This is a genomic window from Algisphaera agarilytica, assembly GCF_014207595.1.
GTDB classification, from domain to species: Bacteria; Planctomycetota; Phycisphaerae; order Phycisphaerales; family Phycisphaeraceae; genus Algisphaera; species Algisphaera agarilytica.
Genome location: NZ_JACHGY010000001.1, coordinates 435,170 through 453,260 on the forward strand (window position 1 = coordinate 435,170; position 18,091 = coordinate 453,260).

At 63.3% G+C, this 18,091-nt stretch carries 12 protein-coding genes and 1 tRNA gene; 9 read left to right on the plus strand and 4 right to left on the minus strand.

What is annotated here, in order from left to right; genetic code table 11:
* Window position 1 precedes the first annotated feature (1 nt).
* The 5 genes from HNQ40_RS01880 (at window position 2) to fabF (ending at window position 4,740) form a co-directional block, all read left to right on the plus strand.
* Window positions 2–1,006, plus strand: coding sequence for a beta-ketoacyl-ACP synthase III (locus HNQ40_RS01880; protein ID WP_184675827.1), 1,005 nt, complete (start codon window positions 2–4; stop codon window positions 1,004–1,006).
* A 57-nt stretch (window positions 1,007–1,063) separates the two neighbouring features.
* On the plus strand, window positions 1,064–1,981 hold the full coding sequence (gene fabD, locus HNQ40_RS01885) for an ACP S-malonyltransferase (RefSeq protein WP_184675829.1): 918 nt from the start codon (window positions 1,064–1,066) through the stop codon (window positions 1,979–1,981).
* Window positions 1,982–2,116: 135 nt separating this feature from the next.
* On the plus strand, window positions 2,117–2,866 hold the full coding sequence (gene fabG, locus HNQ40_RS01890) for a 3-oxoacyl-[acyl-carrier-protein] reductase (protein ID WP_184675831.1): 750 nt from the start codon (window positions 2,117–2,119) through the stop codon (window positions 2,864–2,866).
* A gap of 159 nt (window positions 2,867–3,025) precedes the next feature.
* Window positions 3,026–3,271, plus strand: coding sequence for an acyl carrier protein (acpP, locus tag HNQ40_RS01895; RefSeq protein ID WP_184675833.1), 246 nt, complete (start codon window positions 3,026–3,028; stop codon window positions 3,269–3,271).
* A 221-nt stretch (window positions 3,272–3,492) separates the two neighbouring features.
* Window positions 3,493–4,740, plus strand: a complete 1,248-nt coding sequence (gene fabF, locus HNQ40_RS01900) for a beta-ketoacyl-ACP synthase II (RefSeq protein WP_184675835.1) — start codon at window positions 3,493–3,495, stop codon at window positions 4,738–4,740.
* 106 nt (window positions 4,741–4,846) lie between these two features.
* On the opposite strand, the gene HNQ40_RS01905 is transcribed toward fabF, so the two are convergent.
* A complete protein-coding gene (locus HNQ40_RS01905; RefSeq protein WP_184675837.1) occupies window positions 4,847–5,776 on the minus strand; it encodes a hypothetical protein in 930 nt (309 codons plus the stop codon).
* 810 nt (window positions 5,777–6,586) lie between these two features.
* On the opposite strand from HNQ40_RS01905, the gene HNQ40_RS01910 reads away from it, so the two are divergent.
* The 3 genes from HNQ40_RS01910 (at window position 6,587) to HNQ40_RS01920 (ending at window position 8,525) form a co-directional block, all read left to right on the plus strand.
* A complete protein-coding gene (locus HNQ40_RS01910) occupies window positions 6,587–7,939 on the plus strand; it encodes a PP2C family protein-serine/threonine phosphatase (RefSeq protein ID WP_184675839.1) in 1,353 nt (450 codons plus the stop codon).
* Window positions 7,940–8,093: 154 nt separating this feature from the next.
* Window positions 8,094–8,390 carry a Sec-independent protein translocase subunit TatA/TatB gene (locus tag HNQ40_RS18475; RefSeq protein WP_184675841.1) on the plus strand — a complete coding sequence of 99 codons (297 nt, stop codon included), beginning with the start codon at window positions 8,094–8,096 and terminating at the stop codon, window positions 8,388–8,390.
* Between the two features lie 61 nt (window positions 8,391–8,451).
* Window positions 8,452–8,525: transfer RNA gene (locus HNQ40_RS01920), tRNA-Val, on the plus strand.
* A 76-nt stretch (window positions 8,526–8,601) separates the two neighbouring features.
* Here HNQ40_RS01920 and HNQ40_RS01925 read toward each other — a convergent pair.
* The 3 genes from HNQ40_RS01925 to HNQ40_RS01935 all read right to left on the minus strand — a co-directional run bounded on the left by HNQ40_RS01925 (window position 8,602) and on the right by HNQ40_RS01935 (window position 15,220).
* Window positions 8,602–10,452, minus strand: coding sequence for a glycerophosphodiester phosphodiesterase family protein (locus tag HNQ40_RS01925; protein ID WP_261356899.1), 1,851 nt, complete (start codon window positions 10,450–10,452; stop codon window positions 8,602–8,604).
* A 92-nt stretch (window positions 10,453–10,544) separates the two neighbouring features.
* Window positions 10,545–13,301, minus strand: coding sequence for a phosphoenolpyruvate carboxylase (locus HNQ40_RS01930; RefSeq protein ID WP_184675845.1), 2,757 nt, complete (start codon window positions 13,299–13,301; stop codon window positions 10,545–10,547).
* Window positions 13,302–13,546: 245 nt separating this feature from the next.
* Entirely contained in the window at window positions 13,547–15,220 is a 1,674-nt protein-coding gene (locus tag HNQ40_RS01935; protein WP_184675847.1) for a sulfatase-like hydrolase/transferase, read from the minus strand.
* A gap of 383 nt (window positions 15,221–15,603) precedes the next feature.
* On the opposite strand from HNQ40_RS01935, the gene HNQ40_RS01940 reads away from it, so the two are divergent.
* Window positions 15,604–18,039, plus strand: coding sequence for an NAD(P)-binding domain-containing protein (locus HNQ40_RS01940; RefSeq protein ID WP_184675849.1), 2,436 nt, complete (start codon window positions 15,604–15,606; stop codon window positions 18,037–18,039).
* Window positions 18,040–18,091 lie beyond the last annotated feature (52 nt).

An 18,091-nucleotide genomic window follows, 5' to 3' on the forward strand; every position in this document is an offset into this window, starting at 1 on the left:
GATGACCGAGCGTGGCAAGCCCCGAGCCAAGGGCGTAGCAATCGTGGGGACCGGCGTCTCGCTGCCCGACAAAGTCCTGACCAACGACGACCTGGCCAAGATCGTCGACACCAACGACGAGTGGATCACCCAACGCACCGGCATCAAGACCCGGCGCATTGTCGATAGCGATACCAACGTCCGCGATCTCGCGCGTGACGCCTTGCAGTCGGCCCTCGACGACGCCAAGCTCCCGGCGACCGAGCTCGACCTGGTCATCCTCGCCACGATCACGCCCGAGATGGTCTGCCCGAACACCGCCGCCCGCGTGGTTGCGGAACTCGGTGCCGCCCCCGCCGGCGCGATGGACCTCTCCGCCGCGTGCTCGGGTTTTGTGTATGCCCTGAACGTCGCGTCGAGCCTGATCGAGACCGGGCAGTACAAGACCATCGGTGTCGTGGGGGCCGAGACGCTGTCGAAGATCGTGGACTACGAAGACCGCCGGACGTGCATTCTGTTTGGCGACGGCGCGGGCGCCGCAGTAGTCACCGCCGTGGACGACCCGACGCGTGGCTGCCTGCACCAGTCGATGCACTCCAACGGGAACCTGTGGGGCGAGCTCTACGTGCCCGAGCAGGACGCCCACCTCCCCGAGAACAACACCTTCACCGGCGCGTTCAACACGCTGCAGATGAACGGCCGCGAGGTCTACAAGTTCGCCGTGACCACCACGTCCAAGATGATGCAGCAAACCCTCGACGCGGCGGGCGTCAAGGCCGAAGACCTGGCGCTGGTCGTGTCGCACCAATCCAACAAACGCATCCTCGAGTCGGCCCGCGACCGCTTCGGCCTGCCCGAGGACAAGCTGTACATCAACATCGACCGCTTCGGCAACACCTCCGCCGCCAGCGCCCCCATCTGCCTGCACGAAGCGTACGAGCAAGGCAAAATCAAAGAAGGCGACCTCGTGTTGTTCTGCGCCATCGGCGGCGGGATGACGTGGACCACGTCGCTGTGGCGGATGTAGATCCATCAAGGAGGGGGTTGGGGCTTGGCTCCAACCAAAAAGAACGGAGTCAGAATTATGAGCGATCAGACAACACTGCTGTGTCCTGGACAAGGCGCCCAAGCCGTCGGTATGGGTAAAGGTTGGTTCGACGCCTTCCCCGTCGCGGCTCAAACTTTCGCCGCCGCCGATGACGCGCTTGGCTTCTCGCTCAGCGGCCTCTGCTTCGAGGGCCCGGCCGAGCAACTCAACCGCACCGACATGGCCCAGTGCGCGATCTACACCGCGTCGGTCGCCTGCTTCCAGGCCCTGCTTGAGTCCGGCGAAGTCGGCACCTTCACCGCGACCGCCGGCCTCAGCCTCGGCGAGTTCACCGCCCTGCACCTCGCCGGCGCGTACGATTTCGTTGAAGGCCTCAACCTCGTCAAGCTGCGTGGCCAAGCCATGCAAGACGCCGCCGAGGCCAGCGAAGGCTCGATGGTTGCCGTCACCGGCGACGTCACCGAAGACGCCATCAACGAGCTCTGCGACAAGGCACGCGGCGACTCGGTCCTGGTCCCCGCCAACTTCAACTCGCCGATGCAGGTCGTCGTCAGCGGCTCGGTCGATGCCTGCGAGCGTGCGGTCGACGTCGCCAGCGAGATGGGCTTCAAGCCCACGCCGCTCACCGTCGCCGGCGCGTTCCACAGCCCGCTCATGCAGCCCGCCGCCGACCGCCTCAGCGAAGCGCTCGACAAGGTCCAGTGGAACACGCCCAACGTCCCGGTGATCTCCAACGTCACCGGCGAGCCGCACGACATCAACGACGTCGACTCGATCAAGGCCAACCTCGTCGCCCAGCTCACCAGCCCCGTGCGGTGGAGCCAGTCGATGCAGTGGGCCGCCGCCAACCTGCCCGGCCGCTACGTCGAGCTGGCCCCGGGTAAAGTGTTGTCCGGCCTGATGCGCCGCATCGACCGCGGCACCAAAGTCGAAAACTTCAACGAACCCAAATAAAACCAACCACGAAGACGCGAAGGCTCAAAGACACGAAGAAGAGCCGTAATAGTTTTGAACCTAAACCGGATAGATTTCTTTGTGCCTTCGCGTCTTCGTGCCTTCGTGATTAACACGCCTGAATGAAAGACCACCATGACTGACTCCACCCAGCAACGCGTCGCCATCGTCACCGGCGCTTCCCGCGGCATCGGCGCCGCCATCGCCAAGGCCCTCGCCGCCGACGGCAAGCACGTCGTCTGCGTCGCCCGCAACGCCGAGAAGCTCGAAGCCGTCAAGGCCGAGATCGAAGCCGCTGGCGGTGCCGCCTCGGTCAAGACCTGCGACATCTCCGATTCCCAGTCCATCATCGACCTCATCGAGGGCGTCGCCGAGGAACACGGCCGCCTCGACATCCTGGTCAACAACGCCGGCATCACCAAGGACAACCTGCTGATGCGGATGACCGACGAAGAGTTCGACGACGTCATCCAGACCAACCTCCGCAGCGTCTTCGTCGCCTGCCGCGCCGCGGCCCGCACCATGGTCCGCGGCAAGTTCGGTCGGGTGATCAACCTCGGCAGCGTCTCGGGCGTCGTCGGCAACGCCGGCCAGGCGAACTACGCCGCCGCCAAGGCCGGCCTCGCGGGCTTCACCAAGTCCTTCGGCAAGGAACTGGGCAAGAAAAACATCACCGCCAACGTCGTCGCCCCCGGCTTCATCGAAACCGACATGACCGACGTCCTCCCCGACAAGATCAAGGACGGCGTCAAGCTCGCCACCGCCGTGGGCCGCATGGGCCAGCCCGAAGAGATCGCCGCCGCCGTGGCCTTCCTCGCCTCCGACGGCGCCAGCTACGTCACCGGCCAGGTCCTCGCCGTCGACGGCGGCATGACCATGAGCTAAGGCCGTCCCCCACCCCCCTCGGCTGGCACAAATCCGCCCGTAAAGCTATATTTCTGATCTGTTAATCGCGGCCTGCACCGCTGCACCTACACCTGACCCCCGGAACACCCGGGACCCCGACACCCCCGGAATCCCGGACATCAATTAGGAGCCGACACCATGGACGAATCTGAAATCAAAGAGAAGGTCATCGCGATCGTCGCCGAGCAAATGGGCGTCGAAAAGGGCGAGATCTCCCTCGAGACCAACTTCGTGAACGACCTCAACGCCGACAGCCTCGACACCGTCGAGCTCGTCATGGAATTCGAAGACGAATTCGAAACCTCCATCCCCGATGAAGAAGCCGAGAAGATCCAAACCGTGGGTCAGGCCGTCGACTTCATCAAGGAAAACATGGACAAGTAATCCAGCCTCGGCTGGCTCACCCCCTCGGCCCGCCCCGCGGTGATGATGTGTTCGGCATCGGGTTCAAGGTCGCACGGCTACAATGTGAGCCTCGGCCCCGCCCCGCCGACCGCCCCACCACCCGGGGCGGTTTGTATCTGGCAATGTCCGCCCGGCTCCACGGTTGCAACCCAACCCAATACGAACCGAGGCACCCCCGCTTCCCTTTCCCCTGAATGCTTATGAGCGATCGACGTGTAGTCATCACCGGGCTCGGCTGGGTCACCAGCATGGGCAACGACGTCAACGACGTCTGGCAGCAACTCCTGAACGGCACCAGCGGCATCAAGACCGTCACCCGTTTCGACACCACCGAATACCCCGTGAAGTTCGGCGGCGAGTGCACCGAATGGGACGGCCCACCGCAAATGGACCCGCCCAACCGCAAGCAAGCGACCAAGAAGATGGACCGCTTCGCCCAGTTCGCCGTCAGCGCTGCCATCGACGCGGTCAACGACGCCGGCATCGACTTCGCCAGCGAAAACCCCTGGCGCTGCGGCTCGATCATCGGCACCGGCATCGGCGGCATGGAAGAGTTCTGCGGCGGCTACCGCAAGCTCATCGCCAAGGGCCCGTCACGCGTCAGCCCGTTCATGGTGCCCAAGCTCATGTGCAACGCCGGCTCGGGCAACGTCTCGATCCACTTCGGCATCAAGGGCCCCAACTCCGCCGTCGCCTCCGCCTGCGCCTCCGCCGCCCACGCCATCGGTGAGGCCGTCGAGTGCATCCGCCACGACGCCGCCGACGTCATGATCACCGGCGGCTCCGAAGCCGCGCTCAACGACCTGGGCATGGCCTGCTTCGTCGCTCTCAAAGCCCTCTCGAAACGCAACGACGCCATCACCGAGGCCTCCCGCCCCTGGGACGCCGACCGCGACGGCTTCGTCCTCTCCGAGGGTGCCGGCATCATCCTCCTCGAGGAATACGAACACGCCAAAGCCCGCGGCGCCAAGATCTACGGCGAGCTCAAGGGCTTCGGCCAATCCGCCGACGGCTCCCACATCACCGCCCCGCTCGAAGACGGCGCCGGTGCCTCCCACGCCATGAACCAGGCCCTCGCCGACGCCGGCCTGAGCCCCAGCGACATCGGCTACATCAACGCTCACGGCACCTCCACCGGCCTGGGCGACCTCGCCGAGACCCGCGCCATCCAAAAGTCCTTCGGCGAAGACACCAAGATACCCGTGTCCTCCACCAAGTCCATGACCGGCCACACCCTCGGCGCCTCCGGCGGCATCGAAGCCGTCATCCTCGCCAAGGTCCTTGAGACCGGCAAAGTCCCCCCCACCATCAACCTCCATAACCCCAGCGAAGGCTGCACCCTCGACTACGTCCCCAACGAAGCCCGCGACCTGGAAGTCACCCACGCCATGTCCAACAGCTTCGGCTTCGGCGGACACAACGTGAGCCTCGTGATGAGCAAGGTGTGAAGCAGGGAGTTGGGAGTAGGCAGTAGGGAGTAGGAAAACCAAACACAAACCAAAGCCCGCGGATGGCAACGCCTTCCGCGGGTTTTCGTTTGCCGAACTGTCAATATCAAGTTAAAGGGACTTCATTCTGCACAATACCCAAGGCATCAGAATCAACAAATCGTTGTGCCAAATGTTTAATCCCTTTCCGGGACAGGTAACTTGCCGCACGAGATTCAACAGGCTTTGGAAGTGAGAGAGCACTCGAGCAAACCGATAAATTATTCGAACATTCCTCCCAAGGCAGTTGCTCAATATTCTCCTTGTTCCAGCCAAAGCCAAGAACAAATATCCGCTTAGCCCATACAAACCAATTTCCAAGCTCTGAACTATCTTGGCGACTCCGTTCAGTCTCTGCGATAGTCCGAATACTCTCTGCAGACTTATTTATTGCATTCATCTGGTTGTAGGGGGAAGCGTGTCTTCGTATCCGCCCAAGCTCTTGAAGGTGACCGTAAACGTGATGAACGGGAAACGGTGAGAATTCTTCCTGGTCATCGATCCCGTATTCAGCTTTAAACTTGTAATCTTGAAATCGCTCAATAAGCGTGTCGTAATTGAATGTAACAAACCGCACCTGATTCTTCGCAACCAACTCATTCACGTTTCGGCAATCTTCAGACATACGGTTAAACAAATATTGCATCCAATCGCCTTTAATTGGACCTGCCGCAGCTATCATGCTCTCGCTCTCCAATTGCTTGCCAATTAGCACACCAGCGAGAATTTTTTTTGCGTACACACCGAATTTCTCGCCATTATCGCTCGAATACAAGAACTGATCGATTGAATCGCATTTAGAAGAACTGAACCTCTCAATCAGAGTGTCAACAGCTATGCGTTCTGGGTCTTCTCCCCAGATATCATGATTCCGCGAGCGTTTAAACACACTCCAGCCATTTTGTATGATCTGACCCCTCAGAGCCAGGGTCGATGGCATCGAATAAGGGATACTTGCGCCTGCACCAATGATAAATAGCGTGGGCTCTTCAATCATTTATGATTACCTTCCCAAGTAAAATACACCCCGAACACTCCCGGCGAATTATTAGAAGTTATACCTCGTTAATTCAGCATCGCCCAATGGGGAAGAAAACGCCGGGTGGCCGGGGCAGTATGCCTCGGAACGGTTGATCGGGATGTCGGGGCTTTCAGATTCCGGGGCATCGCGATGCTCTGCCCCGGCCACCCGAGGTGAGCGACACTTCGGTGCGCACGGCTGTTCACATTCAACTCCCTTCAATCCAAAAAATTTTCGCGTGCTACCCAACGGCCCTGCCGCGGTTTGCGAAATCCATCGCCGATTTGGTGCGCACATCTGTGACCTGGCACCCCCTATTGGAGGGGAGGATTTTTCGGCACCCCGCGGCGGCGGGACGGTTGCAGGCAAGGACCGTTCCGTGAGATGCGTGGGGAAGGCCGGGCTCGCGTTTTGAAGCGTGGGGGTTTCGGCGTTCGTCGGTGAGTCACCTTGCCGACAACAGACACGATGGACCGTGGCGTAATCGCGCGGCCACCCCCCGCACGCGGGTCGAGGACGTTGGCTTGAAGTGAACTTCGCGACACGGGCCGATGCGTGTGGCGGGGTTGAGCCGGGCGTTCGCTCTTTGGCAATTTGGGAATTGGGGGTTGGGGGCTTAGGGGCTTGGACTGCGTGATGAGCGTTGCTTGTAGGTCAGGCATGCTTGCCTGACGCCGGGCAATAGAGACTTCGCGTCAGGCAGGCATGCCTGACCTACGGGCTACGAGATCGTTGGGAATTCGTGGGGGTGTCGTCTTGCGGGAGATGGCGGGCCTATCATGGGGCATGTCGTCCACGGAAAATCCATTCTTCAGCACCACGCCGAGCGAGGCCCAGGGGTCGTCGGAGGTGGAGGCGTCGGGCGAGACGCCGGACAAACTCACGGCGATGGTTGAGATGGTGCGGGAGCTGTCGGCCCAGACCGACGCTCAGCAGATGGTCAGCGACTTCGGCGACCGCTTTCGGCGGATGTTTACCTACGAGGGGTTCATCGCGCTGAGTCGGCGGGGGTTGGAGTCGCCTTGGTATCGGATCACGCGGAGTTCGCTGTGGACGACGCCGATCAATCCGTGGAAGCAGAAGGACCAACTGCCCGTGCTCAACGGCGGGTTCCTGGGCGAGCTGTTGTACGGCGACGTGCCGGTGATCATCAACGACTTTCGGCCGAACCCCGACGACCCGGCGTACGAACACCTCAAAGACTTCCGTTCGCTGCAGGCGGTGCCGCACTACCACGAGGGCGTGGGCACGAACATGGCGATCAACTTCAGCACCCGGCCCGGTGCGTTTGACCTCGGCAAGCTGCCGGACAACGTGCTGACGCACAACCTGTTTGGGCGGACGACCAACAACATGGTCTTGTCGCAGCAGCTCAAGGAAGCCAACGATGCGTTGGACGCGGAGCTGAAGGTGGTGGGCGATATCCAGCGGTCGCTGCTGCCGCATACGCTGCCGACGATCGAGCACATGGAGTTGGCGGCGCACTACCACACCGCGACCCGCGCGGGCGGCGACTACTACGACCTGTTCCCGCTGGCGGATGGCAAGTGGGGCATCCTCGTCGCAGACGTGTCGGGCCACGGCACGCCGGCCGCGGTGGTGATGGCGGCGACGCACGCGATTGCCCACGCGTACACCGGGCCGGACGGACACGAGCCTTGTGCGCCGTGTGCGATGTTGAGTTACCTCAACTCCCGGCTGGTCGGCAAATACGACGCAGACACGGTGATGTTCGTCACGGCGTTCTACGCCATCTTCGACCCCGCGACGCGGACGCTGACGTATTCCGCGGCCGGCCACCCCCCGCCGAGGCTGTACCGGGACGGCGAGCTGACCGCGCTGGACCAGGTCGGCGGGCTGCCGTTGGGCATCATCGATCAGTCTGACTACCACTCGGCGACGGTCCAGCTCCAGCCGGGCGACCGGATCACGCTGTTCACCGACGGGATCACCGAGGCCTTCGACCCCAGCCGTAAGCAGTACGGCGAGGCACGCCTGGACGCGGTGCTGCAGCAGGCGGGCATGTCCCAGGCCAAGCCGGAGGACGCCATCCACGTCCTGCTGGACGACGTCCACGCCTTCGCCCACGGCATGCCCAATGACGACGATCAGACGATCCTGGCCCTGCAGGTCACCTGAGCCGGCCAACACCCCCGCCCGGCACCGGCATAGTCCGCAAATCTTGCCTCAACGCCCAGAAACGCCGATTTGAGGGGGTAAATCTGGCTTTCGCCGCAACGATGTGCAATAATATCCGTACAGGTTCGTAACCCCGCATAACCAAGGCCAAATCATGAGCTTTTCCTCCATCCAGACCACCCTCGCTCTCGGCATGCCCGGCCCCATGGAGTGGATCATCATCGGCATCATCGGCGTGCTGATCTTCGGCAAGCGCCTGCCCTCCGTCGGCAAGTCGCTGGGCCAAGGCATCGTCGAATTCAAGAAGGGCTTGTCGGGCGTCAAAGACGAGCTCGACGACGCCGTGAACGCCACCAAGAGCCTCGACGACCCCTCGTCCAGCAACGCCTCGACGATGGACACCCCCGAAACCAAGGCCGAGACCCCCAGCACCCCGCCCCACTCGGCTTGACCGACGCGTCGCCCTCGCTATGGTGTACGGCCGCCCCGAGTTGATCGCTCAACTCCATCACGGGCGATTAGCTCAGCTGGCTAGAGCGCACGCTTCACACGCGTGAGGTCACAGGTTCGAGTCCTGTATCGCCCACTCCACCGCACCCCTCTGCATCACGCGTTTGGGTGCGGTTTTTCTTTGGGTCTTGGGAACTCGCGCCCAGCCACCGCTAGCGATTCAATCCCAGGCGGGCCGTGAGGTCGAGAATCACGCGTTGGGCGAAGCCCAGGGCTTTGCGTTCTTCGAGCACCTGGCGAGCGGCCGCCGGGTCGTCGGTGATCAGGACATCGACGCCGCGGCTAATCAGAGACGACATCAACACCGGGTCGTTGACCGTCCACGCGTGGACTTCCTGGCCCCGCGTGTGAGCGCGGCGGATAAAGGTGCGGGTCGCCAAGCCGTGATGGACGGCGAAGAAATCCACGTCCGCCGTGCTCAGGTCGCCGAAGGTCTTGGCGGCGAGCAGGCCCACGGTCCAATCCGGCCGGAGCTCCCGCACCTTCTGTACCGCGGGGGCGTGCAACGACATGATGACGATTTGGTCCACCATCTGGTGGCGCTCGACCAAATCGATGACCCGCTGCTCGAGTTCGATATCGTGGCCGTAGTACTTCAGTTCGATGTTGACCCGGATTCGATCGCGGGCCGACTCCAAGACGTCACTCAGGGCCGGGACCGAGTTGACTCGGTTGGCTGCGATCCCGTCGCCCGTCAGGTTGACGGCTTGCAACTGCTCCAGCGTGCTGTCCCAGACCTTGGTTGCCGGCCCGCCAAACCGCAGCAGGTCCTGGTCGTGCACCACCGCCACGACGCCGTCGCGGGTCTCCTGCACGTCTAACTCGATGAAGTCGGCGCCGGCCTCGATCGCCAATTCAAAGGCCGCCATCGTGTTTTCGGTCGCCGCCAGGGAAGCGCCGCGGTGTGCCGTAATCGTCACGCGGTCTTCGAGGTTAACGCTCTGAACCGCCCACAGCCCGGTCACGCCGGCGACCAGCGCTGCGCCGACCGCCCACCACGCCACCCGCCGAGGCCGCAGCGTGAACCATCGAGTGGCCGCGGCTTCGCGTGGCTCCTGAACCACCTGGCCCGTGCCCCCCAGCGCGCGGTAGGTCCGCAACAGACAGACCGCCAGCGACATGCTGATCACCAGCGCGATCAGTAGTTGGCCGATGAACCAGATCCCCATCGCCGTGCCCGAGAGGAGCACCACGCTCCACAGCGAGTCGCCGGCGGCGTCGAGCACCACGCGGGTCACAAAGACGGTGATCGCGGTCAGAACGCTAGACACGATCCAGATCGTCAGCAGCCAAACCCCGCCCCACCGCAGCAGCCACCACTGCCGGTCACGCGTCATGGCGGCGCTGCGGCGAAGCGATTCGAGAGGCCCGGCGGCATCGAGCATGATCAGGGGCAGGCTCATCGACCAACGCAATGCGAGCCAGAGCCAAACCAGCATCATCCCGAGGAGCAGGCCCCCGATGATGGCGGCGGCGGCATAAAACGCCGGCGGCTTTTCCGCCAGGTAGTAGTTGATGTCGTACGCGGTCAAAAGGGATTGGAACGCGACCAAGCCCCCGATCAAGAACGGTGCCGCCGTGACCACCAGGGCCCCGATCACCGCTGCGGATACCCGAAACAGGGTGCTGCCGTGCATCACCGCCGCAACCACCGCAGCGATACCGCCGGCCATGCCCCCGCCTTCCGGCGAAGCAACGACCCGCACCATCGCCCCGAGGCCGATCCCCACGGTGGCGACCCCGACCCCACCCAGCAGCAGCAGCGCCACCCAACCTAAGGGGTGCAGAAAAAACCCCGCGATCTCGGCGTCGGTCAACAACGGCTGGCCGGTCCAAACCAGGTAAAGCCGCCAAGCCAACGCCGTCAACGGCGCCGCGACCACCAGCACCAATGCTTTGATGAGCAAATCCACACTCAGCAAAGCGAGCCAATTACTTCTCAATTCACGAACGATCTCACTCAAAGAACGAGAGAGCGAGATGTGTGTGTCTTCTGTCGGCATATCCACGCCCGCGTTTCACCGGCAGTGTACCTGACCGGCGCAGACGCAGGCGAAACACTTGCCTCCCCCCAACGACTTACAACCTTTGGAGACTACCCCGTCACGCCCAGGCCCGCGGCGATGGTGTTGACGCTGAGCAGGAGCGAGGGGAGCTTGGCCTTCGCCTGGTCGTCCTTGTTCTGGGCGACCAGCGACCGCCAGTGCTTCAACATCTCGATCTGGCACTGGTGCACCGGGATGAGAGCTTCGTCGCGCATCGAGAGCACCGCGTGGATGCGTGGGCGGGCTTCGGCCAAGGGGGAGCCGTAGAGGTGTTCGAGCAGCTTGCCGGTCAACGCATACTCTTGCTCGATGCATTCCAACAGCGGGTCGCGCGTCGCGGGGTCTTCGACCAAGGCGGCGTAGTCGCGGATGCGGTCGGGGGACGCCATCATCCACGCCGTCGCCACGTTGCTGACGAGGTAGTGGAACGGCGGCCAGCGGTCGTCGGTTTCGCTCTTGGCGCGGACGAGTCGCTGCATCGCGTCCGGATCGTTGGTCGCCAGTTCGTTCATCGCGCTGCCGAAGCCGAACCAGCCGGGCAGCATGAAGCGGGATTGGTTCCACGCAAAGACCCAGGGGATCGCACGCAGGTCGGCCAGGGTGCGGCGTCCGGAGCGCCGGGGCGGACGCGAGCCGATCCGGCTGGCCTCGATGACATCGATGGGCGTCGCCGCGGCGAAGAACTGGATGAAGCCCGGCGCTTCGAGCAACCCCCGGTAGGCCTGCCGGCTGCTTTCGCTGAGCCGGTCCATCACTTCGGAAAGGCCGTCGCCAACAGAGTTGGGGTGGTGGTCCCGGATGCGGGCGGCCAGCGCACCGGCGCCGAGGAACTCGAGGTGGTGCGCCGCGGTGACGCGGTTGGCGTACTTCTGCGAGATCGTCTCGCCCTGTTCGGTCACCCGAAGCCGTCCACTCGCACTGCGACGCGGCAGCGCGCGGACAAAGCGGTGCGTCGGGCCCGATCCCCGGCCGATGGAGCCGCCCCGGCCGTGGAAGAACCGGATATCGACGCCGTGCTTGGCCGCGACTTCCACGATCGCCTGCTGCGAGCGGTGGAGGCCCCAGAAGCTCGCGACGATGCCGCCGTCTTTGCTGCTGTCGCTGTAGCCGATCATGACCTGTTGCACGGGGCGTTCGCCGCCGCGCTCGAGGCGTTGCCGATTCAGGCTCGTCTGAACGAGTGGGTTCGTCAGGTAGTCGTCGAGGATGTCGGGCGCGGCTTCGAGGTCGTCGATGGTTTCGAACAACGGCACCACTTCGAGGGGGCACCAGTGCTCCCCCGCTTCGTCACGCAGCAAGCCGGCATCGCGGGCTAGCAGATACACCGCCAGCAGGTCTTCGGCGTTGCGGGTCATGCTGACGATCAAGGCGCCCAGGCCTTCGGTGCCGAAGCGTTCGGCGTGGCTGGACAACGCGCGATACGCCTGCAGCACCGCGTGGGCTTCGCCCTCGGGTACGTCCCGTTCGCCGGTGAAGGGCCGCACGGTGGCGAGTTCCCGATCGAGCATCGGCCGACGCTTATCGCGTGGCCAGTCCGGATACGTCTCGGCGTCGGGCACGCCGGCACGCTGCAACAACGCGGACAGCGCCCGGTCGTGGAACGCGCTGTTCTGCCGCACGTCCAGGACCGCCATGTGCAGGCCGAAGCAGTTCACCGACACGAGCACGGGATCGACTTCCCGCTCGGCCAGCCGACTCGCCCCGACTTCGACCAGGGAAGAACGCAGCCGTTGGAGGTCTTCGATCAGGTCCGACGCCCCCGCGTAGCCGCCGGCCTCGGGGTCGCGCTTCAGCCGGACCCGCATCAGGTTGATCCACTGACGCCACGGCTCTTCTGAGTTGCGGCCGCGTGCTTTCTTGCCGGCCTTGCCCAGCATTTCGACACGCTCTTCGATCGCAGCGGGCAGCGAAGACGGCACGGGTTGCCGCCCCACCGCCAGACTCAGGCGGGACGCGAGCCCGGCGAGTTCGTCGTCGAACAGATCACACGCGGTCTGGCGCAGCAGCGCCAGCGTTTCCTCGGTGACCTCGGCGGTGACGCCCGGGTGGCCGTCGCGGTCGCCGCCGACCCAGGTGCCGAAACGGATCTTGGGCAACGCCGCGCTGCCCTCGAGCAGTTCGGGCGGCAGGCCGCAGCTCCGCCAGGCGTCGCGCACCCGCCGAGAGGCCCAGGGCAGCACGTCGGGGAAGACGTCACGCAGGAAATACAAAGCGAGGCTGCGCTCGTCGGCGAGGCGCGGCTTTTCGAGGTAGATCTCGCCGGTCCGCCACAGCCGCTCGAGGCAGCTCTCGATGCTGGCCTCGAAGTCAGCGCGTTCGGCCGGGGTCCACATGCTGTTTTCGAGTTCAACGATGTGGCGGTAGAGCTGGCGGTGTTGCTCCAACACCGTTTGGCGTTTGCTCTCGGTCGGGTGTGCGGTGAGCACCGGCTCGACCTCGATCGCCGACAGCCACTCGGCCATCTCCCGCGGCTCGACGCCGTGGGTCTTGCCCTTGACGAACGCCTGCTCCCAGCTGCCCGACTCGGTGGACTTGGCGCCGGTGACCTCGGCGTGGCGGCGTTCCTGGGCGACCGCGTTTTCCTCGGCGTGGCTCAGCAAACGGAACGCGATCGCCGCCGCCTGGAGGCAGTCCTCGATCTTCTCGGCGGGGAAATACGGGTCAACGGCCGCCTCCGACCCGCGCCACAACGGCTGCCAGGGCAGGTGCTCGGCCACGGGACGGGCCCCGACACTCTCCAGCACACGATCAAACGCCGTCATCAGAACCCGGAGGCTCTCCAGCGCATGGTCAGATTCCTCGAACATCAGAGCGTCCCTCAAACGGTGGATAGATCACACGGGCCGGCCGGGCTGGCCGCACCTGTCCCCCAGAAGACGCCACACTATATCGCTCGAATCCGTCCGCGTACGGGCCAATCGCCATCAATTTCGCACGCCCATGGGGGCCGGTGCGGTCTACAGCGTCGTGCCGGCTGTACCGGGCATCAAGGCCGCTATGCGGACACAGCGTGGGGTGGTTTCTCGGTGAAAGCGTATTCGGCGATCGGACCCTACTTGTTATCGCCGGGACGGAGCTCGAGGAGCTCGCCGTACTCGACGATGCCCATGTCCTGCTTCCAGTCTTCACACATCTTCGCCAGCTTCTGCACCAGCTTCGGCTTGGCCTCGGCGAGGTTGTTCAGCTCGGCGGGGTCCTGGTCGAGGTCATAAAGCTCGTAGGCGATGCCCGGGCGGTTGAGGGTTTGGGTGTACCAGCCGGGCTCGATGAGAAGCTTCCAGCGGCCCTGGTAGATGACGCTCTGCTGGCCCTTGTCGTTGAAGAAGATGGCTTCGGCCGGCGGGCGGGGCTGGCCCTGAAGGACGGAAAGCATGTTGCGGCCGGGGAGGGTCTCGGTGGGTTGGCCGCGGAACGTCTCGGGGTACTCGACCCCCGCCAGCTCCAGGCACATCGGCAGGATGTCGCCGACCCAGACCTGTTCGTGGGACATCGACCCCGGCTCGATACGGTTCGGCCAGGAGGCGATGAAGTGGGTTTTGGTCCCGCCCTCCCAGAGCAAGGCCTTCATCCCGCGGTACGGGGTGTTGAAGATGTTGTCGAGGTGCGAGGCGTTGCCGTTGTCGGAAAAGTAGAGGACGAGGGTGTTGTCGAGTTCGCCGGTTTGCTCGAGCGTGTCCATCAGCCGGCCGACGCCTTCGTCGACCTTTTCCATCATCGCGGCGTGGAGGGCCATCTGCAGGCGGAATTCATCTTCCTTGCCGGGGTTGATCCACGCGGGCTTGTAATCCAGGTGCTTCGCGTAGAGGCCTTGTGTTTGCACGCCTTTGTGACGCGTTGCCTCGACCGCGCGGATGTCTGCGTACTTTTTGAGGTATTTCTGAACCAGCTCTTCGGGGGCCTGCAGCGGCTTGTGGGGTGCGCGGTGGGCGACGTACAAGAAGAACGGCGGTGCATCGTCGCCGGCGGCGTCTTCGATCATCTCGATCGCGCGGTCGGTGACGCCGTCGGTGGCGTAGAAGGCTTTGCCGGTCTTGCCGTGGTTGACGTTGTAGCGCTGCTGCCACTTGGAAAAACAGTGCATCGTGTAGACGCGGTCGTAGGTGAGCTTGGCGGGCTTGTTGCCTTCACGCATCGGGTGGGGTTGGCCCGGCACGAAGAACAGGCTGTCCTGTGCACCGTAAAGCCCGAAGTATTCGTCGAAGCCGCGCTGCAGGGGCAGGGCCAGCCAATCCAACTCGATCTCTTCTTTCGTCAGCTCCCAGCCGGGGTGGTAGCGCTTCCACACTTCCTGCTGTTTGGTGTCGACCTTCATGGTGCTGCCGCCCAGGTGCCACTTGCCGGACATGAGCGTGCGGTACCCGGCGTCCTTGAGTAGTTCGGACAGCAGCGGGGTGTTGTAGGGCAGTCGGCCGCGGTGGGCGGGGTACGGCATCTCGCGCCCCCAATCACCGACGACCCCGCCGCCGAAGCCGACGCGAGCGCAATCCAGACCCGTCAGGAGCGTGGCACGCGTCGGGCTGCATCGGCCGTTGGAGTAGAAGTTGCTGAGGCGGATGCCCTGCTCGGCAAGCCGATCGAGGTGGGGCGTGTCGATCTCTCCGCCGAAGGAGCCGAGGTCGGAGTAGCCGGCGTCGTCCGTCATGATGACCACGATGTTGGGTCGGTCATCGGCACGGACCGATCCGGCCAAGACCATCAAGCAGACCAATAAAAGAGCTTTAAACATGATGTTTTAGAGAGGGGTTGGGGGATTTTGAATCGGATCGATTCACGCAGATCGCATCAAATTACGGTTAACATTCTACAATCTTTCGCCGTTTTGGGAAGTGAAACGGCGGAAAGTGGCTCGGCGCAGCCCAGACGATTTCAGACTTCGACTCCCTATTTCAATGCTCCGGCGAGACGCCTGTCTGGATGGGATCCGACCTGCGTAGCCCCGCTCGTTTTGGCCAAGACATGTCCGGAATGGATTCCGTCTAAGAGCGAGGGGAATATTCTGCGGTAAGTTCAGCTTTGTTATTGACGTAGAGAGAGGTTGGCCTGAGCATCTTCGGTAGGATGGGCCTGCGCTTAAGCGATGCAATTATTTTTTGGCGATAGGACTGCGCGATGACAACGAATCCACTGGCTTGGTACACCCGCTGGCTCCACACACGCTGGCCGGCGGGGACGGTGGAGAAACTGCCCGTGGTCCAGCCCGACGGCTCGACCAACGTGCCCGGGTTTTACATCGTCGGTGACCTGACCGGGATCCCGCTCCTGAAATTCTCCGCCGACACCGGCACGCGGGCGGTGATGACCATCGCCAACGACCCGGGCTTCGCCAAGCGGACGGTGGCCGACCCGGCGGTGCGCGACATCGCGATCGTCGGCGGCGGGGTGTCGGGGTTCGCCGCAGCCAAGGAAGCGAAGAAGCGCGACCTGACGTACGAGCTGTTTGAGGCGGCCGAGCCGTTCTCGACGATCTCGAACTTCCCCAAAGGCAAGCCGATCTTCACCTACCCGACCGACATGACCCCGGCGGGCGACCTGCAGTTCCACGACAAAGCCGAGATCAAGGAAGGCCTGCTCGAAGACCTGCACGAGCAAACCCTCGACCAAGGCATCACGCCGACCTACGCCCGTATCGAAAAGATCACCAAGTCCGGCGGCGTCTTCGAGCTGCACGTCGCGGGCGGCGAGAACATTAAAGCCCACCGCGTCATCGTCGGCATCGGGCGGTCGGGCAACTTCCGCAAGCTCAACATCCCCGGCGAAGAACTCGACAAGGTCTACAACCGCCTGCACGACCCCAAAGACTTCTGCGGCCAGGACATCCTTGTCGTCGGCGGCGGCGACAGCGCGATGGAAACCGCGATCGCGCTGGCGACCTGCGGCAGCAAGGTCACGCTGAGCTACCGCAAGCCCGAGTTCAGCCGGCCCAAGCCCGAGAACATCGAGAAGATCCAGGCGTTGGCGGTGGACCCCGAAGCGGACATCGATGTCGAAACCGTGGACGGCGATCGCGTGACCACGCCCTCGGGCGCCTACCTCGGTCCGAAGCCGCAGCCCCCGGGCACAATCAACCTGATGATGGCTTCGCAGCCCACAGAAATCCGTGAGAACGAAGTCGTCATCAAAGACGCCAAGGGCAACGAACAGACGATCCCCAACAACTCGGTCTTCGAGATGATCGGCCGTGAACCCCCGCTGGACTTCTTCCGCAAGTCAGGCGTGCGCATCAGCGGCGACCGCGGCGCATGGTGGTGGACGTGGCTGATCGTGTTCGTGCTGTTCTGCGCGTGGATCTACCACTGGAAGGGTGACTACAACATCCCCTTCGGCCTGAAAGATAAGTTCAACGAATCGTTCCTAGGCCTAAACCCCGGCGTGTTCTGGGACTGGGTCAAGGAATCCACCGGCGGGTACTTCAGCCGGGAAGGCTCACTCGGCCACACGCTTGCGATCAGTGCTTCGGGGCGAAGTTTCTATTACACGTTGGCGTATGCGTCCTGCGTGGTGATCTTCGGGGTGCGTCGGATCAAGCGGCGGAAGACGCCGTACATCAAGCTGCAGACTTTGACGCTGATGGCGATCCAGGTGCTGCCATTGTTCCTGTTGCCGGAGATCTTCTTCCCGTGGATGGGGCACAACGGTTGGTTTGATGGCGGCATCGGTGCGTGGTTTGCGAACACGTTCTTCCCCGAGGTGAGCTATGGGCACGGGCGTGAGTATTGGCGGGCGTATGGCTTCGTCCTCGCCTGGCCACTCATGGCGTGGAACTGGTTCACCAACGAGCCGATCTGGGGCTGGCTGATCCTGGGCTTCCTGCAGACGTTCGTCGCGATCCCGATCATGATCCGCTACTGGGGCAAGGGCGCGTACTGCGGCTGGATCTGCTCCTGCGGCGCTCTGGCGGAGACGCTCGGCGACACCCACCGCCACAAGATGCCGCACGGCCCGTTCTGGAACCGGCTGAACATGGTCGGGCAAGTCTTCCTGTGGTTTGCTGCCGCGATCATGCTGTTCCGCATCGCGGGCTGGGTCTTGCCCGACGGCGTTGACGCAAACGGAAAGACCGTGCCCAACTTCGCCGACGCCACGTTCAAGTACCTCGCCAAGGGCGACGGCCTGCCGCTGTTGAACTTCTCCTACATGGTCGACCTCATGTGGGCGGGCGTGCTGGGTGTTGGGTTGTACTTCCACTTTTCCGGGCGGGTGTGGTGCCGGTTTGCGTGTCCGCTGGCCGCGCTGATGCACATCTACACGCGGCTGTTCAGCCGGTTTGCGATCATCGCCGATAAGAAGAAGTGCATCTCGTGCAACGTGTGTACGAGCGTGTGCCACCAGGGTATCGACATCATGAACTTCGCCAACAAGGGCCTGCCGATGAAGGACGTCGAGTGCGTGCGTTGCTCGGCGTGCGTGCAGAGCTGCCCGACGGGCGTGCTGTCCTTCGGTCAGATCGACGGCGACAACAACGTGATCGCCAAAGACCCCGCGTGGTTGGCGGCGTCGCCCGTGCAGATGGCGGAGCTGACGATCAACGGGAAGAAATCCTCGTAAGCGTGCCTACGATGTCGGACCCGAATGGGCTGGCCCAACCACTTCCAGGAGA

Bases quoted from the DNA above. Each gene is read 5' to 3' on its own strand.
- HNQ40_RS01935 (WP_184675847.1), bottom strand. From the start codon at position 15,220: ATGTTTAAAGCTCTTTTATTGGTCTGCTTGATGGTCTTGGCCGGATCG.
- fabF (WP_184675835.1), top strand. From the start codon at position 3,493: ATGAGCGATCGACGTGTAGTCATCACCGGGCTCGGCTGGGTCACCAGC.
- HNQ40_RS01880 (WP_184675827.1), top strand. From the start codon at position 2: ATGACCGAGCGTGGCAAGCCCCGAGCCAAGGGCGTAGCAATCGTGGGG.
- HNQ40_RS01925 (WP_261356899.1), bottom strand. From the start codon at position 10,452: ATGCCGACAGAAGACACACACATCTCGCTCTCTCGTTCTTTGAGTGAG.
- fabD (WP_184675829.1), top strand. From the start codon at position 1,064: ATGAGCGATCAGACAACACTGCTGTGTCCTGGACAAGGCGCCCAAGCC.
- HNQ40_RS01940 (WP_184675849.1), top strand. From the start codon at position 15,604: ATGACAACGAATCCACTGGCTTGGTACACCCGCTGGCTCCACACACGC.
- HNQ40_RS01905 (WP_184675837.1), bottom strand. From the start codon at position 5,776: ATGATTGAAGAGCCCACGCTATTTATCATTGGTGCAGGCGCAAGTATC.
- HNQ40_RS01930 (WP_184675845.1), bottom strand. From the start codon at position 13,301: ATGTTCGAGGAATCTGACCATGCGCTGGAGAGCCTCCGGGTTCTGATG.
- acpP (WP_184675833.1), top strand. From the start codon at position 3,026: ATGGACGAATCTGAAATCAAAGAGAAGGTCATCGCGATCGTCGCCGAG.
- HNQ40_RS01910 (WP_184675839.1), top strand. From the start codon at position 6,587: ATGTCGTCCACGGAAAATCCATTCTTCAGCACCACGCCGAGCGAGGCC.
- fabG (WP_184675831.1), top strand. From the start codon at position 2,117: ATGACTGACTCCACCCAGCAACGCGTCGCCATCGTCACCGGCGCTTCC.
- HNQ40_RS18475 (WP_184675841.1), top strand. From the start codon at position 8,094: ATGAGCTTTTCCTCCATCCAGACCACCCTCGCTCTCGGCATGCCCGGC.